The 25,766-nt window shown below is 46.7% G+C and carries 22 protein-coding genes; 2 read left to right on the top strand and 20 right to left on the bottom strand.

Features of this window, described 5'->3' with window-relative positions:
- Positions 1 to 139: 139 nt before the first annotated feature.
- The 5 genes from MHI55_RS10460 to MHI55_RS10440 all read right to left on the bottom strand — a co-directional run bounded on the left by MHI55_RS10460 (position 140) and on the right by MHI55_RS10440 (position 5,695).
- Complete coding sequence (locus MHI55_RS10460; RefSeq protein ID WP_340389906.1) at positions 140 to 1,321, bottom strand: methyl-accepting chemotaxis protein; 1,182 nt, start codon at positions 1,319 to 1,321, stop codon at positions 140 to 142.
- Positions 1,322 to 1,473: 152 nt separating this feature from the next.
- Positions 1,474 to 2,202: a response regulator transcription factor gene (locus tag MHI55_RS10455; RefSeq protein ID WP_036609823.1), complete on the bottom strand. Its 729-nt coding sequence runs from the start codon at positions 2,200 to 2,202 to the stop codon at positions 1,474 to 1,476.
- Positions 2,203 to 2,318: 116 nt separating this feature from the next.
- On the bottom strand, positions 2,319 to 4,139 hold the full coding sequence (locus MHI55_RS10450; protein ID WP_036669981.1) for an ATP-binding protein: 1,821 nt from the start codon (positions 4,137 to 4,139) through the stop codon (positions 2,319 to 2,321).
- Positions 4,140 to 4,182: 43 nt separating this feature from the next.
- Complete coding sequence (locus MHI55_RS10445) at positions 4,183 to 4,530, bottom strand: cupin domain-containing protein (protein WP_100529454.1); 348 nt, start codon at positions 4,528 to 4,530, stop codon at positions 4,183 to 4,185.
- 292 nt (positions 4,531 to 4,822) lie between these two features.
- Complete coding sequence (locus tag MHI55_RS10440; RefSeq protein ID WP_047842322.1) at positions 4,823 to 5,695, bottom strand: SDR family oxidoreductase; 873 nt, start codon at positions 5,693 to 5,695, stop codon at positions 4,823 to 4,825.
- 390 nt (positions 5,696 to 6,085) lie between these two features.
- Here MHI55_RS10440 and MHI55_RS10435 point away from each other — a divergent pair, with 390 nt between their 5' ends.
- Complete coding sequence (locus tag MHI55_RS10435; RefSeq protein ID WP_047842321.1) at positions 6,086 to 7,645, top strand: histidine kinase N-terminal 7TM domain-containing protein; 1,560 nt, start codon at positions 6,086 to 6,088, stop codon at positions 7,643 to 7,645.
- A gap of 266 nt (positions 7,646 to 7,911) precedes the next feature.
- Here the strand turns inward: MHI55_RS10435 and MHI55_RS10430 are convergent, their stop codons facing one another.
- The 4 genes from MHI55_RS10430 to citZ form a co-directional block, all read right to left on the bottom strand.
- Positions 7,912 to 8,337, bottom strand: a complete 426-nt coding sequence (locus MHI55_RS10430; protein ID WP_340389904.1) for a hypothetical protein — start codon at positions 8,335 to 8,337, stop codon at positions 7,912 to 7,914.
- 135 nt (positions 8,338 to 8,472) lie between these two features.
- Positions 8,473 to 9,414: a malate dehydrogenase gene (gene mdh / locus MHI55_RS10425; protein ID WP_036609827.1), complete on the bottom strand. Its 942-nt coding sequence runs from the start codon at positions 9,412 to 9,414 to the stop codon at positions 8,473 to 8,475.
- Between the two features lie 15 nt (positions 9,415 to 9,429).
- Positions 9,430 to 10,722 carry an NADP-dependent isocitrate dehydrogenase gene (icd, locus tag MHI55_RS10420; protein WP_036609828.1) on the bottom strand — a complete coding sequence of 431 codons (1,293 nt, stop codon included), beginning with the start codon at positions 10,720 to 10,722 and terminating at the stop codon, positions 9,430 to 9,432.
- A 147-nt stretch (positions 10,723 to 10,869) separates the two neighbouring features.
- A complete protein-coding gene (gene citZ, locus MHI55_RS10415) occupies positions 10,870 to 11,982 on the bottom strand; it encodes a citrate synthase (RefSeq protein WP_017689488.1) in 1,113 nt (370 codons plus the stop codon).
- Positions 11,983 to 12,513: 531 nt separating this feature from the next.
- On the opposite strand from citZ, the gene ytvI reads away from it, so the two are divergent.
- Entirely contained in the window at positions 12,514 to 13,632 is a 1,119-nt protein-coding gene (gene ytvI / locus MHI55_RS10410; RefSeq protein WP_036609832.1) for a sporulation integral membrane protein YtvI, read from the top strand.
- Between the two features lie 102 nt (positions 13,633 to 13,734).
- Here the strand turns inward: ytvI and MHI55_RS10405 are convergent, their stop codons facing one another.
- The 11 genes from MHI55_RS10405 to MHI55_RS10355 form a co-directional block, all read right to left on the bottom strand.
- The gene (locus MHI55_RS10405; RefSeq protein ID WP_036669966.1) at positions 13,735 to 14,133 is read right to left on the bottom strand and encodes an FxsA family protein; all 399 of its coding nucleotides are present in this window, start codon (positions 14,131 to 14,133) and stop codon (positions 13,735 to 13,737) included.
- Between the two features lie 7 nt (positions 14,134 to 14,140).
- A complete protein-coding gene (locus tag MHI55_RS10400) occupies positions 14,141 to 14,647 on the bottom strand; it encodes a thioesterase family protein (protein WP_340389902.1) in 507 nt (168 codons plus the stop codon).
- Between the two features lie 131 nt (positions 14,648 to 14,778).
- On the bottom strand, positions 14,779 to 16,206 hold the full coding sequence (gene pyk, locus MHI55_RS10395; RefSeq protein WP_017689492.1) for a pyruvate kinase: 1,428 nt from the start codon (positions 16,204 to 16,206) through the stop codon (positions 14,779 to 14,781).
- A 105-nt stretch (positions 16,207 to 16,311) separates the two neighbouring features.
- On the bottom strand, positions 16,312 to 17,343 hold the full coding sequence (locus MHI55_RS10390; RefSeq protein WP_036609840.1) for an acetyl-CoA carboxylase carboxyltransferase subunit alpha: 1,032 nt from the start codon (positions 17,341 to 17,343) through the stop codon (positions 16,312 to 16,314).
- The gene (gene accD, locus MHI55_RS10385) at positions 17,344 to 18,237 is read right to left on the bottom strand and encodes an acetyl-CoA carboxylase, carboxyltransferase subunit beta (RefSeq protein WP_036609844.1); all 894 of its coding nucleotides are present in this window, start codon (positions 18,235 to 18,237) and stop codon (positions 17,344 to 17,346) included.
- A 63-nt stretch (positions 18,238 to 18,300) separates the two neighbouring features.
- Positions 18,301 to 18,435: a hypothetical protein gene (locus MHI55_RS10380; RefSeq protein ID WP_255319678.1), complete on the bottom strand. Its 135-nt coding sequence runs from the start codon at positions 18,433 to 18,435 to the stop codon at positions 18,301 to 18,303.
- A gap of 207 nt (positions 18,436 to 18,642) precedes the next feature.
- Positions 18,643 to 18,831, bottom strand: coding sequence for a hypothetical protein (locus MHI55_RS10375; protein WP_017689496.1), 189 nt, complete (start codon positions 18,829 to 18,831; stop codon positions 18,643 to 18,645).
- Between the two features lie 284 nt (positions 18,832 to 19,115).
- On the bottom strand, positions 19,116 to 19,607 hold the full coding sequence (locus tag MHI55_RS10370) for a phosphatidylglycerophosphatase A (protein WP_036609851.1): 492 nt from the start codon (positions 19,605 to 19,607) through the stop codon (positions 19,116 to 19,118).
- Positions 19,608 to 19,916: 309 nt separating this feature from the next.
- On the bottom strand, positions 19,917 to 24,026 hold the full coding sequence (locus MHI55_RS10365) for a DNA polymerase III subunit alpha (RefSeq protein WP_340389899.1): 4,110 nt from the start codon (positions 24,024 to 24,026) through the stop codon (positions 19,917 to 19,919).
- A gap of 163 nt (positions 24,027 to 24,189) precedes the next feature.
- Positions 24,190 to 24,774: a nitroreductase gene (locus MHI55_RS10360; RefSeq protein WP_076252315.1), complete on the bottom strand. Its 585-nt coding sequence runs from the start codon at positions 24,772 to 24,774 to the stop codon at positions 24,190 to 24,192.
- A gap of 1 nt (position 24,775) precedes the next feature.
- On the bottom strand, positions 24,776 to 25,693 hold the full coding sequence (locus tag MHI55_RS10355) for an ABC transporter substrate-binding protein (RefSeq protein WP_076252317.1): 918 nt from the start codon (positions 25,691 to 25,693) through the stop codon (positions 24,776 to 24,778).
- Positions 25,694 to 25,766 lie beyond the last annotated feature (73 nt).

Below are 25,766 nucleotides of genomic sequence, written 5' to 3'. Positions count from 1 at the left end.
TTTAATATCCTACCCTTTCATTGTAAAAACAGTATCACTTTCATGTTAACGGAATGTAAAAAAGACATCCTTAACCTTCATGATCTGCTTGATGGATCAATCTGATTGCTGATGCCTGCTTTATTGACTACCTTATAGTTTACTCTCCATTCGAAACCATCTCATCCAGCTTCGTACGAATGTGCTCTGCAACTTCTCCAGCTTTCCCGCCTTCCATGGCGATCTCCTCTGCTATACGAGCCAAATCTCTCACCGCACTGTTCAGTTGTCGGAACGTTGCTCCCCCTGCGGTGACATGCACCGAACTGTCGTCAATCTCCGCTCCGCTTGCCTTAACCAGTTCAACAGTCTGAAGGGTCAATCCACCAATATTCTCTAACAAAGAAGACATGTTCCCCGCAACCTCACGGGTCTGTTTTGCGAGCGCTCGAATCTCGCCTGCAACAATCTGAAAACCTCGTCCATATTCACCGGCATGAGCTGCTTCGATGGAAGCATTCAGGGCGAGAAGACCACTCTGATCTGCCAGGGAGCGAATGGATTGTGCCATCCCTGAGCCTGTTTTGATCGAATTCAGCATGTGATCCGCATGTTGTCCTTGACTCTCCATATGCTGATGTACCCGGTTATAGGAAGCATCAACGTGTTTCAAACTCTCTTCGCCCTGCTTGGACAATGCCATGATCTCACGGGCCTCATGAACGGTCTGATTCGCTGCATGCACCAGCTTGGTGACCGCATCGTTGATTCTGGATATCTCCTGTCTGCTCTCGGTTACTGTACGTATACGCTCTTCCGTAACAGCCTGTTGCAGTCTGCGAGAGAGGGACATTACGTCTCGCATCGTCAGCACACCAAGCAGTCTGCCTTGTTCCGTAACCAGCAGACAATCGTAGAAATGCTGTTCATTCCGTCCAAGTGCGATATCAATAATCGTTGCGGCTTCCATATGAATATCTGCAATAACGGGAGATGTATTCACTACTTGTATGACCGGCTTACGGTAGAATAGATCTGCGGCAAAACGGCCATTTAACATCCGATATAACGTCTCTCGCATTAACAATCCAGTAGGTTTCATCTGCTCATCACACAATACAATACATGGGTGCTCCTGATCCTGATTCATCATCGTGGCAGCTTCTCCACAGGTGGTATGGACTCCCGCGACAGGTACCTGACGATAATAGTCCTGCAAATGGATCACAAATTCTTCAGCAACTAGTGCTACTTCAGTTTGCTCCATTATGGGTGTCGTTAATTCTTCATTATGTAAAACAACATGAGGCTGGTCAGGTTTCACTTCGAGCAACATGGGCATAAATGCGCAATCTCCTTTACGTAATACCTCCGTCTTGAGGTGGGTTATGTAGGTACAAAGTATCACTCAGATAAGTCCATGCTACTCCCTCTACGTAAAGAAAAATCTTCCTTTATGTTAAATGAACGTAAAATAAAACTCCCCGATCATTGCTAACTTGAATGATGGGGAGTTTTTCTTTTTACAACCAATTTATAACCTACACCGCGAATCGAATCAATGTGAACCGATTCCGGGTCCAGCTCCAGCTTTTTACGTAATGAGCTGACGTGTACATCCACGGTTCGTTGACCTCCGATATAATCGAAGCCCCACACAGCGTTCATCAGATCATCCCTTGTCAGTACCACACCCGGCTTTTTGGCCAAATATAGAAGTACTTCGAACTCTTTTGGACGCAGACTGATGGATTGTCCACCCAGTGTCACTTCATATTTCAGAGGATAAATCTCCAGCTCTCCCAGAATAATTCGTGAGCCATCCTTGTCCTCAAGCTGTGGTAAATCTTCACCATTGGAATAACGTCTTAATACCGCATCCACTCGGGCTAATAACTCAGATACACCAAACGGTTTGGTAATATAATCATCGGCACCTGATTTCAGTCCCTGTACAACCTCGGCTTCACCGTTCTTGGCCGTCAGAATGATAACCGGTGTACTAACACCCTGTATTCTTAACTTGCTCAGAATGTCCAGACCATTCATGCCCGGAAGCATCAAATCCAGCAAAATGAGATCAAATTCCTGGGACAAGGCCCGATCATATCCTGCAGATCCGTGATCCTCTGCCGTAACGTCATAACCTTCCTGTGTCAGGTTATACGTGAGTAATCTTGATAATGTAGGTTCATCTTCAATAACTAGTAAACGCTGTGCCATGATACCCCTTCTCTCTTCATAGGTTGTCTGTTGCCACAACACTTTTTCTATCATAGCATTAATTTGTTAACGCGGTGTAAAACAATACACACTTTTTACATCTTGATACCAGACGCCTACATCTCTTCGTCTTGAATGAATGGAAGGATCACACGGAACGTTGTCCCCATGCCCAGTTCACTCTCTACAGACAATTTGCCATGATGCAATTCCACCAGATGTTTAACGATGGAAAGTCCAAGGCCTGTGCCCCCTGAATTACGAGATCTGCCTTTATCAACACGATAGAACCGCTCGAAGATTCGCGGCAAATCTTTTTTCGGTATACCAATTCCTGTATCTGACACCGCAAAGACAACTTCATCATCGTTATCCATCGTCACCTGTAACTTCACTCGTCCACCATCGGGGGTATAGTTGATGCCGTTGGATAACAGATTGATGAAAATCTGCTTCATCTTGTCCTCATCCGCTTCAATGTACAGTTCCTCCGGAACATGCATTTCCAGACGAATTTGCTTTTTCTCCGCCACCTTGGACAAGGTGCCCAGCACCATTTCGAAGAAAGAGTGTACATGCACAGGTGAGCATTGCAGCGGTGCGCGTTTCGATTCAATTTTGGATAACTCCAGAATATCCCCGATTAATCGGTTAAGTCGATCTCCTTCATCATAGATGATTTTCAGGAATGATCGCTCTGTCTCCTTATCCTGTACCCCGCCGCTGAGCAACGTTTCGGCAAACCCTTTGACCGCAGCAACTGGTGTCTTGAGCTCATGAGAGACATTTGCAACAAACTCACTGCGCATGGACTCCAATCGGCGAATCGCCGTCACGTCCTGCAACAGGAACAACATGCCTCGATATCCACCATCATCTTCGGACATCGGTACTCCATCAATACGAATCAGTTTTTCCTCCGGGTTGAACACACTCACTTCTTCATGCATCCGTTCTTTCAGTGCAACACTCTCTTCAATGGTACGTGTTAATTCGTAGTGTCTTTTCAATTCAGTATAAGGCTTACCCGTAACCTTTCCTGCCTGAATACCAAGCATACGCTCCGCTTCCCGATTGACCAGTGCAATGGATTGCCCTGCGTCGATCATGACAATACCTCCGGTCATGTTCGCGAGGACACTCTGTAACAACGCTTCATTGTCACGGATCGTCTTCAGCTGGGACTGCAAGCTGTCTGCCATTCCGTTTATGGCAAGCCCCAGCTGTCCGATCTCATCTCTACGCGTTACATCAACTCTGGCATCGTATTCCAGCTTGGTGATCCGATGGGCCACTTTTGTAATATGCTCAATCGGGGAGGTTAATCCACGTGCAACCCGATAACTGACAAACGCGACAATTAAGAACAATAGCCCAAGTGCAGCAAACATTATCATCCAACCACGCTGAAGCCCTTGATCCACAGCCTGTAGACTCATGGATAGACGAATGTAACCATCAAATTTGCCGCTAGGTATTTCAATCATGTCACTTTGATCCGAATTCACAGGTAGTGCTACATACAGCATGTCTTGTCCCAGTGTCTCACTGTAACGTATGGATTGCCCGTATCCATCTCCGACGGCACCCTTAATCTCCTCACGGTTCAAGTGATTATCCATGGATGCCGGATCACTCTCGGAATCTCCAATGACCATGCCGTCTTTATTGATGAAGGTTACCCGGGAATCCGTCAGACGGTCCAGTTCCAGCGCCCGATCTGAATAATACTTTCGTGTGGCTTCCGAGGTTGGATCACTTGCATCATGGAATGGAAAAGTTGCTTTGAGCAAATTAATCTCGCGCACCATGGTTTGCTCCAATGCGGCTATATGCGTAGTCTTAAACACTCTGCCCATCGTGTATCCAGCCACAATGACGGATACGCCGATCAGCACCATCATAATGATGGCAAGGCGAATTCGGAACGGTCTCATCTATCTCTTCCTTTATGATCAGATTAATATCTAATGAATTGCTCTACATTGAATCCAGTTCAATTCGGTCCCCACGGGTACCCGGATTGGAAATTACAAGAAACTCCACTTCTTCGTCGCTCCGATTCATCATCTGATGCGGCATTCCGGGTACAATCTCTATTCCTTCATGGGTTTCCAGCACAAACGTCTCTCCATTAAGTTCCATACACGCTTCACCGCTGAGGATGAAAAAAAACTGACGGCTTACCGAATGATAATGTCGTATTTCAGCCGTTCCTGCGGGCATTCGTTCATGAATAATGCTCAGTGTTTCATTTTGAACGAGATGCCAACCATCGCACTGTGCACCCCATATATAATGTGCTGCATTCTGTTTACTCATTTTCATATGACTTGTCCCTCCGAGTATAATTGCTCGATCTATCATATCACAGATTAGGGGACTCCCAATCTTTTCAGTCAGTACTTTGCAATACGCTATCAACTGCAGTGAGACAAGGCTAATAATAAAATATCATAGTTGTATCAACAGAGATGCCGACTTTTGTAAACAGGTGCTATCCGCATCTTTGACATACATATTCACCTGATATAAAAAAGACGCACCGCTCAGCCATGCTGAAAGCGGTACGCCTCTCTATATAATCAATCCTATCCTGAATCTAAACGTTCTTAACGTATTATCCGTTCACCACTTCGCCACCATTCACATGCATCACCTGTCCGCTTACATACGAAGAGTCATCCGAAGCAAGGTATACGTAAGCGGGAGCCAGTTCATCCGGTTGCCCTGGCCGCTTCATTGGCTGCGTTGCGCCGAACTCACTTACTTTTTTCTCATCAAATGTGGATGGAATGAGTGGTGTCCAGATCGGCCCTGGTGCAACGGCATTAACACGAATTCCCTTCTCAATCACATTCATCGATAGCGAACGAGTGAACGAAGTGATTGCTCCTTTGGTAGATGAATAGTCAAGCAGGGTTGGGCTTCCGCGATAAGCTGTGATAGAGGTTGTATTTATAATCGTACTGCCCTTCTTCAGATGTGGCAGGGCTGCTTGCGTCACATAGAACATGCCAAAAATATTGGTACGGAATGTACGCTCCAACTGTTCTGGCGTAATATCCTCCAGATTCTGCTGTGGATGCTGTTCTGCTGCGTTATTCACGACAATGTCCAGTTTGCCCAGTTCATCTACTGTCTGCTGAACCGACTTCTTCGCAAAGGCATCATCACCAATGTCACCTGCAATCAAGATGCACTTGCGTCCTTCTTGTTCGACCTGACGCTTCGTTTCCTTGGCATCTTCGTGCTCGCTCAGGTATACAATGGCGACATCCGCGCCTTCCTTGGCATAGGTAACAGCAACAGCACGTCCAATTCCGCTGTCACCCCCTGTAATAAGGGCCACCTTACCCGTCAGTTTACCTGCTGCCTTGTATTCAGGCTTCTCAAATTCCGGTCTGGGATGCATCTCCGATTCAATACCGGGGCGTTGATCCTGATGCTGTGCTGGCATTGTTTTTTGATTTTGTTGTGTGTTGGTTGACATCTAACATTCTCCTCTCAAAATGTGAACATGTTTGGATTACAGAAGACATGGACCCTAACTGTATACTTCCTTGTCTTTCGTTCTCTGAAAAAGTCTCATTCTGTAGGATGGCATGAACAGTTCAGATTATTCTTCTGCGATGAACAGCAACTTAAGCCTCAGCGTGCTGTCTCTAATCGTTATTTACCACTCTCTTTAGATATCAAACAACCAATTTGCTTCAATGCCTGTTTGGCCAAAAATTCGAAATTTATTCGAAATTAGACTGTTTCATGATACAAAGTGTATTCCTATGCTGCTTGGGCTGATGTACAATGTACAGTATACTGATGTGCTTTAACTCTCATCTTTATTGGTTTAATCATTCTAACCTAACATGGAGACCTGACAATGGAATCGCATATTAATTCATATATAACACTCGTCGCTACTTCAGCCGTGCTGAATGTCTTTTTGTGTTTATATACCTATTTCAGAAGATCCGAGATTCCCAGTTCCAAAATATTCATTCTCTACACAGCAGCACTCTCCATATATACTTTTGGTTATGCGATTGAGCTAGCCAGCAACACGCTGGAACAGATGATGTTTTGGACCACCGTGGAGTATATAGGCATGCCCTTCTCCGCATCTCTTGGCCTCATGTTGATGATAAAGTACACAGGAAAAACGTTATCCAAAAAGGTAACTGCCGCGCTGTTTGTAATCCCTTCCATTACCCTAGGTATGGTTGCAACCAATGACTTTCATCATCTATTTTATAAAAAAGTATGGCTAAGAGAAGATAGTCCCGTTCCTCTGATGGATATCGCAGTGGGTCAATGGTATGTTGTACATGGTGCATTCACCTTCTCCTGTCTGTTATGTGCCTGCCTTATTCTGATTGGACAATGGAGACACACCAAGAAGATGTATCGTCGTCAATTACTTACTCTCATTACTTCACAGATTATTCCTATGGTCGCAGCTTTTCTGTATTTGCTTGGTTTGACCCCCGGCGGGATGGACCCCGTCCCCGTGCTCATGTGTATCACATCTGCCATGTATATCTGGGCCATTCTATCCTCACGTCTACTGACCATCGTACCCATCGCCAAAGACAGTATTTTCGAGAGCATGCGTGAAGGTGTAATTGTACTGGATAGTTTCAATCGACTGGTCGATTACAACAGATCTCTGCGTGACATGTTGCCAGAGCTTAATACAACCATGATTGGCCAACCCTTGGATGATATCTGGCTTAATCTTGCTGGAAAGACATTTCCCGTTGAATACGGAAGAGAAGGATTGCAAACTGATCTGTACTGGCAGTTAAATGGAGAGACCGTCTGTTATCAGGTCAGGACATCTTACGTATATAACAAGGATGCACAGACTGTGGGCAGTCTAATTATGTTAATTGATATAACGGAACAACGCTTCTTGCAAGAACAGCTGAAACAGTTGGCTTATTTTGATGGTCTGACCAAAATCTATAATCGCACTCAATTTTTGCATAGAGGTCGAGAGATTTTGAGTGAAGCTCAGCTTAACCCGCAACCTGTTTCATTCATTTTATTTGATATTGATTACTTTAAACGCATCAACGATACATACGGGCATGATGTTGGCGATCAGGCCATCATTCATGTGGTCTCTGTTTGTAATCGATATTTAAGCCCTGAGATGTTGTTTGCCCGATATGGAGGCGAAGAGTTTGTCATCGCTCTTCCGAATACCTCGCTTCAAGAAGCCGAGAAACTTGCCGAACAACTGAGAGTTGCCTTATTGAATGACCCCCTGGATGTTAAGGGAGTGCCTATTACGCTGACCTCAAGCTTTGGTATTGCCCAGTACAATGGAGGGTCAGATTCGCTGGAGTCCTTGTTACGCGACGCTGATACAGCCTTGTACGAATCCAAGCGTAATGGTCGAAATGCAGTGCGTGCGTACACTGTGAGTACAACCTAACCAATGTAGATCGCGTCTGATGGAATATGCATGCTGTTATGTATGGTAGTGATTCCCTCTAGTTCCAGTTCAAAATAAACCGAGTACTGCTGATTTCATCTTGGTAATAACAAAAAATAGACAGCCAATGAGGCTGTCTATTTTTTGTTTGTTTCAACGAAACACCATCTTACATCTCATCCGGCTTGTCCTAAGTACGTCTGCAAACGCTTAACCAACGACTAACAATACATCTTCGTAAGGTGGATTAACCGTCCGCAACGCATTTAGATCACCTGATTATTCACCATCAGGTACACCATGATTAGCAAGAATACAGCCAGAAGTGTACTGAACATACGGATCTTGCTTTGCTCAGGACCCACATCACGTTTGTTTTTCACACCTTCTGAAGCGAGTCGCAACGGTTTACCCATGATTCCTCCAATAGCCGCAATAGCCAAGAGCAGAACAACAACGACAGCCATCCAGACATGAGAATACTCACCTTTGGTCATCAGGTAACCACCAGTAAGAAGTTGGATTACAAGTCCATACTGCGCGACTTTGTTCAAAGAACGAAGTGATGCAAAGGCTCCCTCTTGTGCTGCGGCATTCAAAGTACGGATTTTACCGACCACAAATGGCAGAATCAAATAGAATCCCATCGCCAGTGCTCCAACAATATGGAGCAAATACATAATCATTGTCAAAATTTTCATCCTCCTCAACATTTTCGGTGTGCTATACATCACATCCCATTATACTGGGGAACTTATCCAAAGAAAAGAAAACCTCCGGGTTTACCGGAGGTTTTCTTTTAGCTTCTGTTCAAAAAGTTTTCAAACTTACAGGTTTACTACCGAAATGACGTTGCGAACCGAATCAGCCGATTTATCCAACCCTGCTTTTTCTTCCGCAGTCAGGTCAAGTTCGAATATTTTCTCAATGCCGTTCCCACCCAAAATGGTTGGTACACCGAGGAACAGATCATTATAGCCATATTCACCTTCAAGATAAGCGATCACTGGAATGATACGTTTCTTGTCCTTCAAAATCGCTTCGGTCATCTGAACAAGCGAAGCTGCTGGTGCATAATAGGCACTGCCGTTACCCAGCAAATTCACAATCTCGCCTCCGCCAACACGTGTGCGTTGAACAATGGACTCAATGCGGTCTGCCGGAATCAACGTATCGATCGGAATACCACCTACACTCGAATAACGAACGAGTGGCACCATGTCGTCTCCGTGGCCGCCAAGAACGAATCCACGAACATCTTCAACAGATACATTCAACTCTTGCGCAATGAAGGTACAATAACGTGCTGTATCCAGAACACCTGACTGACCGATAACACGGTTTTTAGGAAAACCAAGGGTCTGATAAGCTGCATAAGTCATCGCATCCACCGGGTTGCTTAGAATAATGACGATGGAATCAGGGCAATATTTTTTCACATTTTCACAAACGGACTTCACGATACCCGCATTCGTATTGACCAGATCGTCGCGGCTCATACCCGGTTTACGGGCGATACCAGCGGTGATGATTACAATCTCAGAACCTGCAGTATCTTCGTAGTTGGAAGTACCGACGATATGACTGTCAAATCCTTGAACAGGACTTGCTTCCATCATATCGAGTGCTTTCCCCTTCGTCGGGTTCTCCAGTTGAGGAATATCAACCAGCACAACATCCCCGAGTTCTTTTTGGGCAAGCATTAATGCGGTCGTAGCACCGGTAAAACCGGCGCCGACTACTGTGATTTTTTTGCGCTGAATAGTCAAGATTCACATCTCCCCTTACAGGTTTTTAATGATTTGATCCGCGAATTCAGAACATTTCACTTCAGTAGCGCCGTCCATCAGACGTGCAAAGTCATACGTTACTGTTTTATTGTTAATGGATGTTTCCATACCTTTGTAGATCAGGTTAGCTGCTTCTTGCCATCCCAAGTGCTCAAGCAACATTACTCCGGACAGAATAACGGAACCAGGGTTCACGACATCTTTGTCCGCGTATTTAGGTGCAGTACCGTGAGTTGCTTCGAAGATAGCATGTCCTGTTACGTAGTTGATGTTCGCTCCAGGAGCGATACCAATTCCGCCAACTTGCGCTGCAAGTGCATCGGACAGATAGTCACCGTTCAGGTTCAATGTTGCGATAACATCAAATTCGCCTGGACGAGTCAATACTTGTTGCAGAGCGATATCGGCAATCGCATCTTTTACGATGATTTTACCAGCATCTTCAGCAGCTTTTTGTGCTGCATTCGCTGCATCTGTACCTTCGTTTTCTTTGATGATGTCGTATTGTGCCCATGTGAATACTTTGTCAGCGAACTCTTCTTCAGCCACTTCATATCCCCAGTTTTTGAAGGCACCTTCTGTGAATTTCATGATATTACCTTTGTGTACCAGTGTAACCGTCTTACGGTTATGGTCAATTGCATACTGCACAGCTGCACGTACCAGACGTTTCGAACCTTCGGAAGAAACTGGTTTGATACCAATACCGGAAGTCTCAGGGAAACGGATTTTGTTAGCACCCATTTCCTGTTGAAGGAACTGGATCACTTTTTTCACTTCTTCAGAACCTTCAGCATACTCGATTCCTGCATAGATATCTTCCGTATTCTCACGGAAAATGACCATGTCTACCAACTCAGGACGTTTAACCGGAGAAGGTACACCGTCGAAATAACGAACAGGACGCAAGCATGTGTACAGGTCAAGCTCTTGACGCAGGGCTACGTTCAGGGAACGGATACCGCCACCGATTGGCGTAGTCAATGGTCCTTTGATCGCTACGATATACTCGCGAATGGCTTCCAGTGTATCATTCGGCAACCACTCACCGTATGTATCGAATGCTTTTTGTCCAGCAAACACTTCATACCATGCGATTTTTTTGTTGCCATCATAAGCTTTTTCAACAGCTGCATCCAATACACGTTTGGAAGCTTTCCAGATATCACGGCCTGTACCGTCACCTTCGATAAATGGAATGATTGGATTACTAGGTACTTGAAGTGTACCGTTATCAATTTGGATTTTTTCGCCTTCAGTTGGGTGAGCAAATTTTTCTAATTTCATAGTTAAAATTCCTCCTAAGTTTCGTATATGCAGTATTCATCATACCACTAGTCTTGTTGAGAGAAGGGTCCTGAGAGCTTAAGCCAGTAAAGCCTCTGCTTTCCAACCCTTCACCTCGTCCATATTATTATACTGTTTTTGCGGCTATTAGCGAAGTTCAATAGAAACGTATTTCTGTTCTGTAGGACCAGTGTACTCCGCACGTGGACGAATGATGCGATTGTCCGCAAGCTGTTCCAAAATATGCGCAGTCCATCCAGACACCCGGCTGATGGCAAAGATCGGAGTGAACAATTCCTGTTCGATCTCCAGTTGGGTATATACAGAAGCAGAATAGAAGTCTACGTTAGGCTTCAGTCCTTTTTGTCCTGTTACCAGTTCCTCGATCTTCACAGACATATCATACAAGCGCGTATCATTGTTCATCTCGCCAAGTTCCTTGGACATCTTCTGTAGATGTTTGGCGCGTGGATCACCGTTTTTGTACACACGATGTCCAAAACCCATGATCTTTTCACGATTATTCAGTTTTTCCTGAATTGCCGCTTCAAGACGATCAGGCGTACCGATCTCATTCAACATTTTCATAACGGCTTCATTAGCACCGCCATGCAGTGGTCCCTTCAGTGCGCCAATGGCGGAAGTTACACCGGAATAGATATCTGACAGCGTAGCAACCGTTACACGGGCTGCAAATGTCGAAGCGTTTAACTCGTGATCCGCATGCAGGACAAGGGCTTGATCCAATGCTTTCACTGCGGTCTCGGATGGTTCTTCACCAGTCATCATATATAAAAAGTTCTCTGCGATGGAAGCGCCTTCTTTTGGAGCCACAGGTTCTTTGCCCTGACGGATACGGGCGATGGCTGCCACAATCGTTGGCAACTGTGCTTGCAACTTAACCGCTTTGTTCTCATTCGCTTCCGTTGTCATCTCATCCGCTTGCTCGTCGTACAGTGCAAGTGCAGAGACTGCGGAACGAAGTGCTGCCATGGTACTGACGTTTTTCGGGTACAATTGGATTTGTGCAATCAACTCGCTCGGAATCGGCGCGTAATCGCTCAGGCTTTTACGAAGGGATTTCAATTCATCCGTTGTTGGCAATTTACCAAACCACAACAAATAGGCAACTTCTTCAAAGCTGGCATGTTCAGCCAAATCGTCGATATCGTAACCACGGTATGTGAGCACACCGTCTACAATAGAACTGATCGAAGAGGTTGTCGCAACGATGCCTTCCAGACCTTTGGTAGCTGTCATATTACATCTCTCCTTTAATAAGCGAAATCAGGAACCATTCCAGAGTGTCATATAAGTGCCAAAATGCACCTATTCTCTTTTTGTAAACATTTTCATTTTAAAATTAACAAATATTTCAAACTGCGGTTTTCCTATCTGTCAATCGGTATTTACTTATAACATCATACTGGATTTTGTCGTTTATGTGAACATGATGAGAGTTCATTCGCACATCAAACTTCTTTATCGGACCGATAAAGCATTTTTGAAAGCCTTTACAAAAACAAGGTTGACATTTAATGTTTTTTAACCAATCCTGTCGTATGAAGAACTTTCTATTGCTATATTCTGTAATACTAAGGCATACTCTAGGCAAAAGAAAGAATCCCCATACATCTTGTTCAAAAGTCCACTCTTGAACAAGATCTGGTAACATCCCGGCGTTTCAAAACCTTGTAAATGCTCTATATTAATTAAGATAGCCATCTATTTTTAATACTGCTTCATGGATCATACATAGGTCGGCTTAATTGAAATAAGGAGAGTTGATGCTTGGATAGAATAATAATGAAACGCCTGCTCCGTGGCTTATGGGTTATCATTGCGGCCGTTCTGATCGCCGTTGCCATATACTTGTTGTTCCCGCTTTTGTACCCTTTTGCGATTGCTTGGATTATCGCCTATGCCATGAATCCTTTAGTGAAACTGCTTCAGCATCGAGCACGATTCCCGCGCTGGCTGGCTGTGACTCTTTCATTGATCCTTTATTTTGGAGCCATTGCGGTGGTGCTGTCTGCGGCGATTACCCGCATGGTAAAAGAAGTCATTTCACTTACGACAAGCTTTGATCTTCATGTTGATGAGATCAAGGACACGTTTGTGCGCTGGACCCAGAATGACACCATTCAAAGTTTGACTGCGCAGATCAATGAATTTTACAAGGAAAATCCCAACTACCAGGAAACCATCAACAGCAATATTAGTAAAACAACTGAAACGGTGGGTACAGCCGTCACAGATCTGGTCACCGGATTTTTCAACATGATTCTGAGTCTGCTGACTTCCCTGCCGAACATGGGCGCGGTATTAATCGTTGTTCTGTTGTCTACATTCTTCATTAGCAAAAGCTGGACCAGGCACAACATCACCGTATCGGGATGGGTACCCTCTTCCATTCGCAAGCCGATATCCGACATCTGGACCGACCTTAAGAAGGCACTGTTCGGATACGCAAGAGCACAATTGATCATGATCTCGATTACAGCACTATTCGTCATGATTGGACTGCTTATATTGCAAGTCAATTCAGCCTTCACCATCGCTCTGATGATTGGTTTGGTCGATCTGCTTCCTTATCTGGGTGTTGGCCTTATCATGGTGCCTTGGGCAGCGTACCTCTTTATGAATGGGGATCTGTATCTGGGCATTGGGATTAGTATTATCTATTTGATCTTATTGATCGCCCGTCAGATTATTGAACCGAAGGTACTTGCAAGCAGTGTAGGCCTCGACCCACTCGCCACGCTGGTTGGCATGTTTGTGGGTTTGAAGTTGTTTGGTGTTCTGGGCTTGATTATTGGCCCTGTCAGTCTCGTGATTCTCGATGCGTTCAATCGGGCTAACGTATTACGCGACCTCAGAACGTATATCATCAACGGCCGTGTCCGATGAGGCATCATCTTATGAGCACCCAGGAAAATAGAAAAAGGCTTCGTTCAACAGAAATCATCTGCTGAGCGGAGCCTTTTTCTATTATGCAAAACAACTGGTGTTTCATTTCGGACGACGATAAAACGTAATTTTGCCACTTTTCATTTTTTTCTCCAGCCACCCCAGGAAGAACAGACGGTACACCGGACGTGTTAAAGGAAATACCAGTGTAAAGCCGATCAGATCCGTTACAAAGCCTGGAATCAAAAGCAAGAAACCACCGACAAAAATAAAAAGACCATCGACCATTTTTCTTCCAGGTACCTTGCCACGCTCCATCTCGGATTTGGCGTCCACAAGTACTTTTCGCCCTTCAAACTGCAACATTGCTATACCAATCAAGGACGTGAGAATCATGAGAAGCAATGTCTTTCCGGCTCCGATCCAGTCACTCATCAGAACAAAACCAAATAATTCAATCACCGGAATGATTAAGAGTAAAGCCCACATCCATTTTCGCATTGACGTATTACCCCTTTCCCGAAAGCCACACCTTTTCAAGCGCGCTGTATAACTCAGAGGCTGCCTTATCCAGCCGAACTGGCTTCCAGTCCCCATTCACCCATACATGCTGGGTAGAACCTGTAACTAGCCGTTCACCGGGGAGTGATTCATCAGTTGACCATACCCGTTCTCCAATCGCCATACGCTCATCAGGTTCTTCAGACATGCGTCTTACGTCATACTCATAATTCAGTCGCAGACCACTGAATGCAGCAATACGGGTGAAAATGATAATCTCATCATCATATCGGGCAGGCTTGTGATACTTCACATCCAGTCCGGTTACGGGAAGCAGTAACCCCTGTGCCTCCATTTTACGATATGTATACCCCATTTGGCGAATCATCTCAGTTCGACCGATTTCAAACCAATTCAAATAGTTCGCGTGGTAGACCACGCCCATCTGGTCACTTTCTTGATAGCGTACACGAAGACGTGCCGCATACCAGTTACCATTGCTCTGTTCTCGCATGTTATCGGCCTCCTTCGCTCTATCATTCATACGTGTTACATCGTTGTAAAGTGTCACTAAGATGGAAAAAAAGCAACGGGACAATAAAGCCCCATTGCTTCTTTCCTGTTGCTTCTCCATCCAAGACGCTATTAAGCGTTGTTTGGAATTTGGCTTACTTTAATCAGGTTGGTAGAACCGGAACGACCCAAAGGTACACCTGCTGTGATCACAACCAGGTCTCCTTCTTTAACAAGTCCGGATTTTACGCCGCCTTCAATTGCATTTTCGAACAAAGCATCCGTAGAATCAACCAGTCTTCCTTTGACAGGAGTTACACCCCAAGCCAGAGCCAAACGACGGGAAGTTCTGTCTTCCGTTGTCACAGCGATGATTGGAGATTCTGGACGATACTTGGAAATCATGCGTGCAGTATGTCCTGATTCAGTCGAAGTAATGATCGCTTTTGCGTTCAAATCTTGAGCTTGAAGAGCAACCGATTGGCTGATTGCTTCTGTAACTGTTGTTTGTTGAGCAACACGTTGTTTCAGGTACAACTCTTGGTAAGGCAGAGCAGATTCTGCTTTTTCAGCAATACGGGACATGGTCAGAACAGATTCAACAGGGTATTTACCCGCAGCTGTCTCACCGGACAACATGATTGCGTCCGTACCGTCGAAGATCGCATTCGCCACGTCACTTGCTTCCGCACGTGTTGGACGCGGGTTACGCTGCATGGAATCCAGCATTTGTGTAGCTGTGATAACCGGTTTACCTGCAACGTTACATTTTTGGATCATGCGTTTTTGTACCAATGGTACTTCTTCCGCAGGAATCTCAACACCCAGGTCTCCACGAGCAACCATCAGGCCGTCAGACACTTCAAGGATTTCGTCGAGGTTATCGACACCTTGTTGGTTTTCGATTTTGGAGATGATTTGGATATGTCCAGCATTGTGTTTTTCAAGCAATTCACGAATCTCAAGTACGTCACTTGCTTTACGTACAAAAGAAGCCGCGATGAAATCGACACCTTGTTCGATACCAAATACGATATCGTTAGCGTCTTTTTCGGTGATACCCGGTAGAGAAATGGCAACGCCCGGAACGTTAACACCTTTTTTGCTTTTGATCGACCCGCCGTTAACGATACGGCATTTGATCTCGGTGCCTTGCACTTCCACCACAGTCAGTCCGATCAGACCGTCGTCGATCAGAATTGTAGATCCCGGTTCAACATCATTCGGAAGATCTGTATACGTAATGGAAAGACGTTCTTTGGTGCCCAGAATTTCTTCTGTTGTCAAAGTGATGTACTCGTCTTGAACCAATTCGATCGGTTCAACTTCGAGTTTACCTGTCCGAATTTCCGGTCCTTTGGTGTCCAGCAGGATTGCTACTGTTTTGTTCAACTCTTCGCATGCTTGGCGAATCGCAATGATCCGTCCGCCGTGCTCATCGAAATCACCGTGGGAGAAGTTCAGACGGGCCACATTCATACCGGCCATAATCAATTTTTTGGTGTTCTCCAGAGATTCACTGGATGGACCAATGGTACATACAATTTTCGTTTTACGCATTTTGGGTTTCCTCCGATTTTAAAGGTATTACTCTTTATCTATTTTTCTTTTTCCAACTATTAAATTTACTATACTTTTGCTCATTTGTATAGGAAATTCGTCACATTATTCAGCATTTCCCGACAAATTACTCGCAACATCGACTTTTACAAGCTCTTGAGGGGCTTCAATGGATGCTTGAGGTTCAAACGTGACCGATCCAATTTTACGGAATTTCTCATAACGATCCTGTTTCAGTTGATCCCCGCTCCAACCCTTCATATCGTCGAGATGACGGACCAAAGCTTCACTGATGAAAGCAGCAGACGCTTCATAATCCCGATGAGCACCGCCGCGTGGCTCAGGGACAATCTCTTCAATGACTTCCATCTCCAACAGGTCTTTGGCTGTTATTTTCATTGCTTCAGCCGCCTGATCTGCCTTGGATGCATCCTTCCAGAGAATCGAAGCAGCGCCGTTCGGAGAGATTGCAGAATAGATCGCATGTTCCAGCATCAACACACGATTACCCACAGCCATAGCGAGGGCACCGCCGCTTCCACCTTCGCCGATGACCACAACAATAACAGGAACCGATAGCTTCGCCATTTCCATCAGGTTGCGAGCAATCGCTTCCGATTGACCTCTCTCTTCTGCAGTATTACCCGGATACGCCCCTTTAGTATCAATAAACGTAATAATAGGACGGCCAAATTTGTTCGCTTGTTTCATCAGACGAAGTCCTTTTCGGAAACCTTCTGGATGAGCGCTGCCGAAAAAGCGGGCGATATTATCCTTCGTGTCTTTCCCCCGCTGTTGTCCGATTACCGTTACTGTCTTTCCATTCAACTTGGCAAGTCCGCCAACAACCGCAAGATCATCTCCGAACATGCGATCACCGTGCAGCTCAATGAAGTCCGTAAATATCAACTGGATCAGATCCAGCGCCGTTGGGCGCTGCTGATGACGGGCCAGATGCATCTTCTGAGCTGCTGTTATGCCAGTGTAGATCTCTTCTTCAAGTCTATGGTAACGTTCTTCCAGGCGGGCAATCTCGTCCGTGAAGTCGATCCCTTTTTCCTGTCCAAACTGTACGAGTTCATCAATCTTTTTGCGCATCTCAACCAGAGGCGCTTCATATGGCAACTCACCCGCCATTTAGACCCCTCCTTTTTCACTATGCATATCCAGAAGCTTGCCAAGAGTGGCCCGAAGCTCTTTCCGGTGCACAACCATGTCCAACTGACCATGTTGCATATTAAATTCAGCCGTCTGGAAATCATCAGGTAACTTCTGACGGATCGTCTGTTCGATAACGATTCTGCCGGCAAAACCAAATACAGCGCCAGGTTCGGCAATGTTAATATCGCCCAAGCTCGCAAAACTTGCCGAGACTCCACCTGTCGTTGGGTCCGTAATGACCGAAATGTACAGCCCGCCCTGTTCATCCAAACGGGATAAAGCTGCGCTTGTTTTAGCCATTTGCATGAGGCTAAGAATACTCTCTTGCATCCGGGCACCACCTGATGTTGAGAAAATAATCAATGGTAACCGTTTCTCTGTGGCATGCTCAATGGCACGGGTAATTTTCTCCCCTACAACAGAACCCATGCTGCCTGTGAAGAAATCAAAGCTCATGACAGCAACAACTACAGGCAGGCCATCAATGGTTCCTTCCCCTGTAATTACCGCTTCCTTCAGGCCCGATTTCAGACGCTGTTGTTCCAATTTGTTGCTATATCCAGGAAAGCCAAGTGGATCAACCGATATCATATCAGCATCAAACTCAACAAATCCTTGATCATCAAGTACCATAGCAATGCGCTCCATAGCGTTAAGACGCATATGGTAACCGCAGGCAGGACATACTTTCAGATTTTTCTCCAATTCCTTGCTATATTGAATGGTGCCGCATTTGCTGCACTTGTTCATAAGCCCTTCAGGTATTTCACGTTTTGGGCGTTCTAGGACTTCCTGGCCTTCGCCGGGAAGTGCACGCTCGGAAGGTATGGTAGCGTACTTCCGTTTCTTCTGGAATATATCTTTGAACACAACTACACCTCTCCAGCCGTTGATTTGATGGCCGCAACCTGCAGAGCGCTGCTTGTGGCAGCTTCATCCGCGTGTTACGGTAAACCGCTTACGACCCACACGCTGCCATGGGCCTTGTCCAGCATTCACAACAAAAAAATCCGCCGGTACAGGGCAAGGATCACCGGCTTCTGTCAGCACGATTGATGTTACCTGCAAAAACCGAAAGATTGTTGCGCCGATGTTTGAATCTATCTTGGTAGGGTCTCCGGGAGCAACCAGGTCGGTCCTTGTCCTAACAAAAAAAGAAGGAAGGACAGCAGCATACAATACATGCAAGTCGATTCCTCTCTCCGCTTACGCGATTAGTCCCTTATGTACCGATGGTACTTCTTCATCTGCCAAGGCACGTTGATGTCGAACAAATCAGGAATGCAGAATGGAATTCAACACTTCCTGGACCTCTTCCAATTCCCCAGAAGGGACGCGAATCTCAAATTGCTGCTTGGATAAACTGATGGGACGGGTCTGTACCAGAAAACCTTCTTCCGAAAGCTTGGTCTTGATCTTGTCCGCAACCTTTGCTGTCGGTGCAATGTAAATCACCGTCCACATGCCTTGTCCGCCCCCTAAGCTAATGTTCAGAGCCCGTATATTGGACTAATGATAACATACCTCACTTTTTTTCTGCAAGAAAGGGTTCGGGACCTTTGGGGAGAATTTGGGATCATGAGGGACATTAGTCCCCCACGAATAACTCATATGGTTGACGAAATCTTCTTGTTCATACCTCTTCCATAAGCAGCCGCAAGCTTATCAGGGCAGCGTCAGCCGCCCTTGAAGACCTTCATATGAGCCATTAGATTGACCATAACAGACAAGCATGGAAATACAGGGGGTTAAAGGTCTGAGGGGTATTTTTTGGCTTTAATATTTTTGTGTGCAATCCGGGCAGAAGCCGCAGCAGCCACCCCTGCGACCAGATCATCCAAAAAGACATGAATGGCTGTTGTGTGTTCGTTCAAATCATGAATTACACCTATTTTTTCTTTATCCAGGTAACCAAAGCTGGTTAAACCAATCATACCATACACATGAGTAATGCCGAGGGCCAGAGTCTCGTCCACTCCATACAGGGATTCATCCGCTTCCATAATAGCCTGTAACGGTTGGGGCAAGAGTTTTTTCTCCGCAAGTTCGTCGAGAGCAATACCCGTATAGAGCGTATATTGCACCTCTCGTTTCTGCAGAACGGATTTCACGCTGGTTACACAGTCGTCCAAGGTCAGTTCGGGGTGGTACCCTTTTTGCAGACGGTATACAATTGCTGCGATTGCATCAATCCGTACACCCCGCCGGGCCAGCATGGCTTCTACGATTTCATATGACATATCTCGACCTCCCGCATCAATCCCCCGAGGACCACGAGGTCCTTCGGTGTTCTCAAGTGTATGCAGCAACCTGTTAAAATGTTCATAAAATGTGCGGATGGTTAAGACCAGTCGCAGCCTAAACCTGTTTCAGGATTGTACATTCCGCTCTGGTCTGTAGCTGGCCTATAACAAGTCTGCAATTTGTTTGTTTAAACCCTGTCGTCAGGGAACCGAGCTCGCACTAAAATAATCAAAAAAAACCTGTTCAGCATTGAGCCAAACAGGTTTCATACTATGGATAAGTGCTATCACTTACGGGACAGCCTCTTATTTAATTTTGACCGTGCCTTCACCCAGCATTTTCTCCATCTCGGAGAACAAGGTTGGTGATGGCTTAATCCGGTAGGCATCACTCAGCGCAAGCAGCTTCTGCTGTTGCTCATAGAAGAGCACTGTCGCCACAGGTCCGGGATGCTCCTGAAGTAGCTGCTTCAGACGTGCCAGAAGCTCAGGCTTCTCCGCATGCGGGGCAATCTTCACGAACACCCGCTGCTCCACAGCCCGCGGTTCGCGGCTCTGCTCCGGGCTGCCTGCCGCCGCCGTGGCTGCGCCCGTACCTCCCGCATCGCTGCGCGTCGCTGCCGAGCCTTGGCTCCCGCTGCTACGCACAGCGGAAGCATCCCCGCCTGCGCTGCTGCGCTGCGCTTCGGCTCCTGCGCCCGCTGGTCGCCGCGGCGAAGCCGCCTGCGCCGCGCGCGAAGAGCTGCCGCTGCCGGGCTTGACGCGCCGGTCACGGCTGCGCAGCTGCTGCTCCAGTGCCGCCGGTGACAACGCCACCACTTCCTCAGCCAGCAGCTTAAACCCTTCGTCCTGCTGCTGCACTTTGGCACGCACGACGAGCAGTTCACCTTTCCCGACATGTTGCTGGCTACGCCGCCATACCTCGGGAAAGAGAACCACTTCACAGCGTTCAATCTGGTCTTCCAGCTCCATGAACGCCATAGCCTTGCCCTGTTTCGTCGTAATCGACTTCACAGACACAACCATACCCGCGGCGACGGTCATCGTGTCGTCTGCCGCCTCGGTCAGCTCCATGATCCGGTCAGCCCCACTCGATTCCAGCACATCTTCATAGTCATCCAGCGGATGCCCGGAGAGATACAAACCTAACAACTCACGCTCCAGCTCCAGTTGTTGCCCTGAGGAATAAGGAGGAATTTCCGGATATTCAATCTCCCAGTTTGGCGTCTCAACAAAGTCAAACAATTGAATCTGCAAATCCTCACGTTCCTTGCGCCATTTCAACGCTGCTTCAACAGTCTCATCCAGCATCGCCAGCAATTGGGCCCGGTGCCCAGGTAATGTGTCAAAAGCTCCGGCTTGGATCAGCGATTCAATCACACGTTTGTTGCATACACGCAAATCCACACGACGACAAAAATCGAGCAAACTGTCGAACGGTCTCTCCTGCCTTACGATCATAATGCTTTCCATTGCCTGGGTACCGACATTTTTCACAGCGGCCAGACCAAATCGTATTGCACCCGTTAATTTTTCCTCATCCGAATTATCATCAGACACTGCAACGTTCTTCTCCACAGAGGACAGCTCCTCTTGTTCCGCGCGCGAAGAAGACACCTCTTGTCCTTCGTCATTACCATTATCCATTGAAGAAACCGTCACCAATCCCGGTTCCTTCCGGTTGTCGGATGCCTCAGGCATGGTTGTCGCTGCCTGCCACTCATATCCACCACCGTCCTCTTCCGGTCCAGGACCGGGATCATCCGGCAGAGGTGCTTCACCATATTCGGCTTGTCCCGAATGACCATCATGCTCATGAACGCGATCTCCCCTGATAGAACTCCCGTTACCATTCGTGGCATGTTCTTCGGCAGGGCTTCCGGGGTTACTCTCTGCATCTGCTCCCGCAGTCTGCTGTGATACATTGCTCTGATCCCCGGCTCCTGCGCTGCCGGACGGCACAAATACAGGTGTAAACAGAATACCGCTCTCATTCACATCCGGCGGAAGCACCTCCATGTCCATACGCCGACATTCCACCACGTACTCTGCCACTTTCCGATGACTGCCCATTACGGCTGTTAACATGGATGCCATAAAATGAACCGGATAATGCGCCTTCAGATAAGCCGTCTGGAACGCAAGCACACCATATGCCGCGGCATGAGCACGCGGGAAGCCATAGTTTGCAAACTTGACGATCATATCATAGACCAGGTCTGCCTCTTCTTCGCTATACCCTTGTTTCAGGCTGCCTTGTACAAAGTGTCCACGCTCCAGATCCAGCACTTCCCGTTTCTTCTTGGAGACCGCTCTGCGGAGCAAATCTGCCTCACCCAGCGAGAAACCCGCCATCCGGGAGGCTATCTGCATGATCTGTTCCTGATACACGATGATCCCGTACGTATCTTTCAGGATAGGCTCCAGATCCACATGGGGGTAATCCACTTCAATCTGTCCATGCTTGCCCTGAATGTATTTGGATATGAACTCCATCGGACCCGGACGGTACAAGGCAAGTACAGAGATTACATCTTCAAAACTACTTGGCTTCATCTCTTTCAGCACACGGCGTACCCCGGCAGATTCCAGTTGGAATATGCCCATCGTGTCCCCTCGCCCAAGCATCTCGTACGTTAACGGATCATCATCGGGGATAAGGCGGAAATCCGGAATTTCTCCATGTTCCCCAATCCAGCGTACACACCGCTCAATGATTGAGAGGGTACGCAAACCAAGAAAATCCATCTTAAGCAGCCCAATAGACTCCAGGTTTTCCATGGAATACTGGGTTAACGCTGTCCCTTCACTGCCCTCCTGAAGTGGCACCGCATCGGTCAGCGGGTCACGGGAGATAACCACTCCCGCAGCATGGGTCGAAGCATGACGTGGCATGCCCTCGACCTTCATCGCCATATCCAGCAGCTCACGTGTCTTAGGCTTGGTTTCATACAGCGCCTTCAGCTCAGGTGTAGCTTCCATGGCCCGCTCGATGTTAATACCAAGTTGCGCCGGAATCAGCTTTGCAGCCTTGTCCACTTCGCCATAAGGCACATTCAGGGCCCGCCCAACATCACGTACGGCTGCACGGGCAGCCATCGTTCCAAACGTAATAATCTGGGCGACATGGGCTTTGCCATATTTATGCGCGACATAATCAATGACCTCATCCCGCCGCTCATCGCTGAAGTCAATATCAATATCCGGCATGGAGATCCGCTCGGGATTCAGGAATCGTTCGAAGAGCAGGTTGTATTTCATCGGATCAACATCGGTAATATGCAAAGTGTACGCTACCAGACTACCTGCCGAGGAGCCCCGGCCCGGTCCAGTAACAATGCCTTGCTTATGCGCATAGGCGATAAAATCCCAAACAATCAAAAAATAATCCGAGAATCCCATGCTGTCGATTATACCCAGCTCATACGCCAATCGTTGTTCGAGTTCGGATCGAAGCTCTGCATCTGTCCAACGTGTGGACTGCGCATAACGCTCCTTCATTCCTTCTTCGCACAGCTGACGCAGATACACCGAAGGGCTGAGTCCATCAGGAAGCGGTCTGTATTCCGGCAAAATCGATTTGCCAAATTCCAGCTTCAACTCACAGGAATCCGCAATGCGGACGGTGTTTGCCAGAGCTTCCGGTACATGAGGAAACAAACGAGCCATCTCTTCTTCACTTTTCAGATAGAGCTGATTGGTTCCAATTCGGAGCCGATTCTCATCATCCACGGTCTTGCCTGTTCCGATACAGATCAGTACATCCTGAAGCTCCGCGTCCTCTTCGGACAGATAATGTGCATCATTGGTGGCTACAAGTGGAATCTCAAGCTCGGCAGCCAGTTTGATCAACTGTGGATTTACCCTTTTTTGCTCCGACAGCCCGTGATCCTGAAGTTCCAGATAGAAGTCGTCACCAAAAATATTTTTGTAGCGTAACGCCGCACGTCTCGCCTCTTCTTCTCGTCCATGCAGTAAATGTTGTGGTACTTCACCACCAAGACACGCACTTAGACAGATAATGCCCTCGTGATGGGCAGCCAGACTTTCCATATCTACACGGGGTTTGTAATGAAAACCTTCGAGATGTCCAATCGAGCACAATTTCATCAGATTTCGGTAACCCGTCATATTTTTGGCTAACAAAATCAAATGATGAATCGGTTGATCCTTGCGGCTTCCCCGCTCTTTGCGGGACCCTGCTGTCATGTATGCCTCGCACCCTATAATCGGCTTGATGCCTCGTTCAACGCAGGCTTTATAGAAAGGAATAGCACCATACATCACGCCATGGTCGGTCAGCGCCAGTGTTGTCATTCCGAGATCTGCGGCTTTGCCCACGAGATCCGGAATACGCGCAGCGCCGTCCAGCAAACTGTATTCGCTGTGAACGTGCAAATGCACAAAAGAACTCATGTTTTTTTCTTCCTTTCCCCACTAAAGACATTCCATTAAAAATCTATAAATAAAAGACGTATGCTAAACTTTGCAAAAACGTGTGACTGGGAACAAAAAAAAGAGAGGTAACAGATATATCATAATATCTGTACATCTCTTTTTACAAGTCTGTGTGACCTTCTTATCCCTCTTCATGACGAATCCAGGTAATGAGTTGCTCTGCCGGTTTTCTGCTTACAGGTCGTGAAACAGCATCTTCTCGAAGGTACCCAAGATGAAGTGTCCCCACCAACCGTTCGCCGGAATTCAGGCCTATTTTCGCGGCAAACGTATCCTCCCGGTTGTATTCGTTTGTTTTCCATACCAGTCCGATGCGTTCTTCCCAGGCGAGCAATTGCAAATTCTGAATCAGCCCAGCAGCTGCGAGCAAAGCCTCTTCATTTTTCCAACGATCCGTACCCTGTCGAACCACAACGCACACATGCACTGGCGTGTCTTCACAATAGTCCTTCGCTGCACTCTGCCCAAACTGTTCGAGTTCTTGTGGTGTATATGTCGATAGCACAGCATTGCTGAACATTTTGCGACCCTCGTTCATAAAAACGATAAAGCGCCATGGTTCTTGTTTGGAATGATACGGAGCCCACACCGCAGCCTCAAGCAATTCAAGCAGCTTATCCTCAGATACGGGTCTGTTGCTGAATGACCGTACTGTTCTTCGCTCACGAATAACGCGCTCCACCGAATTAGATTGTGTATTCTTCATCTTAGTGATTTCTCTCCCTAATTACAGAAACAATATCCTCGACTGCATTCAAAGTAGCGACGGATGAGTACCCAAAGTTCATCCACTCCTTGTCCCCAACCAGATATACCTGATCTTCCTTGACTGCCTTCATTCCTTTCCAGATGTTACTTTCTTTCATTTCATCGTATAATTTCTGGGCATCCGTGTTGTCATCGCCACCGTCAATTTGGAGAATGATGTGATCAGCCTGATATTCGGTAAGCAGTTCCAGCGAGACCGGCACACTCCCTTCATTTTTAGGATAGGCTGCTACCGTTTTCAATCCAAGCTCTTTATGAATCACCATACCTCTGTTGGACAGTTCACCCATAACATAGCTTTCTTTGGGCATGATTCTTAAGTAAATAAACGTCTCGTCTCCTACAAGAGCTTTTAGCTCATCGCGAGCAGTCGCAATTTTCTTATCATAATCCTGTATAGCCTGCTCCGCTTCCTTCTGCTTGCCCAGTGCCTCACCCATATCCTTCAATTCATCCCGCCAATTGTCCCTATCGGGAAGAAGAACTGTTTTGGCAATCTTGGCGTACTGGTCATATAATTTCTCATCCCGCCATTTCGGCGCGATAATGATATCCGGATCGGTTGCGAGAATGCCCTCCATGTTGGAACCATTACCTAACTTAGGCACGCTGTCGAATTTGCCTTCCAAATAATCCGGATAATCCGAATGATAGTTCTCTGCAGCCACAGGAGTCACACCAAGAACATACAAAAAATCAGGATATGTCACCGAAGTCGCAACCACGCGCTGTGCTTGTGTCTGAGGTTCGGTTCCCGCATTGGGTTCCGCCTTCTCTCCATTCGTCCCCGCGCAAGCTGTAGCCAGTAGCAAGGTAAGGATCATTCCTAATCCAAACCATTTGTTCGAATGTTTCATCTGTTTATCCCCTTCGGTGTTTAAATAATAACGATTCTCATTCTCATTATATACACACCCAGATATTAATGAA

This window comes from Paenibacillus sp. FSL E2-0151 (assembly GCF_037993015.1).
Taxonomy (GTDB): domain Bacteria; phylum Bacillota; class Bacilli; order Paenibacillales; family Paenibacillaceae; genus Paenibacillus; species Paenibacillus amylolyticus.
The sequence above is the reverse complement of the archived record's forward strand: the minus strand, read 5'-3'. Positions and strand labels throughout refer to the sequence as shown.

Coding starts and splice junctions, on each gene's coding strand:
- MHI55_RS10390 (WP_036609840.1), bottom strand. CDS start 17,343: ATGGCGGGTGAGTTGCCATATGAAGCGCCTCTGGTTGAGATGCGCAAA.
- MHI55_RS10405 (WP_036669966.1), bottom strand. CDS start 14,133: ATGCGAAAATGGATGTGGGCTTTACTCTTAATCATTCCGGTGATTGAA.
- MHI55_RS10375 (WP_017689496.1), bottom strand. CDS start 18,831: ATGTGGACGGTGATTTACATTGCACCGACAGCAAAGGTTGCGGACAAG.
- MHI55_RS10440 (WP_047842322.1), bottom strand. CDS start 5,695: ATGTCAACCAACACACAACAAAATCAAAAAACAATGCCAGCACAGCAT.
- MHI55_RS10460 (WP_340389906.1), bottom strand. CDS start 1,321: ATGCCCATGTTGCTCGAAGTGAAACCTGACCAGCCTCATGTTGTTTTA.
- MHI55_RS10370 (WP_036609851.1), bottom strand. CDS start 19,607: ATGTCATATGAAATCGTAGAAGCCATGCTGGCCCGGCGGGGTGTACGG.
- citZ (WP_017689488.1), bottom strand. CDS start 11,982: ATGACAGCTACCAAAGGTCTGGAAGGCATCGTTGCGACAACCTCTTCG.
- MHI55_RS10455 (WP_036609823.1), bottom strand. CDS start 2,202: ATGGCACAGCGTTTACTAGTTATTGAAGATGAACCTACATTATCAAGA.
- pyk (WP_017689492.1), bottom strand. CDS start 16,206: ATGCGTAAAACGAAAATTGTATGTACCATTGGTCCATCCAGTGAATCT.
- MHI55_RS10355 (WP_076252317.1), bottom strand. CDS start 25,693: ATGAAACATTCGAACAAATGGTTTGGATTAGGAATGATCCTTACCTTG.
- MHI55_RS10400 (WP_340389902.1), bottom strand. CDS start 14,647: ATGCGAGAACAGAGCAATGGTAACTGGTATGCGGCACGTCTTCGTGTA.
- icd (WP_036609828.1), bottom strand. CDS start 10,722: ATGAAATTAGAAAAATTTGCTCACCCAACTGAAGGCGAAAAAATCCAA.
- MHI55_RS10365 (WP_340389899.1), bottom strand. CDS start 24,026: ATGAGTTCTTTTGTGCATTTGCACGTTCACAGCGAATACAGTTTGCTG.
- MHI55_RS10445 (WP_100529454.1), bottom strand. CDS start 4,530: ATGAAAATGAGTAAACAGAATGCAGCACATTATATATGGGGTGCACAG.
- MHI55_RS10360 (WP_076252315.1), bottom strand. CDS start 24,774: ATGAAGAATACACAATCTAATTCGGTGGAGCGCGTTATTCGTGAGCGA.
- MHI55_RS10435 (WP_047842321.1), top strand. CDS start 6,086: ATGGAATCGCATATTAATTCATATATAACACTCGTCGCTACTTCAGCC.
- MHI55_RS10450 (WP_036669981.1), bottom strand. CDS start 4,139: ATGAGACCGTTCCGAATTCGCCTTGCCATCATTATGATGGTGCTGATC.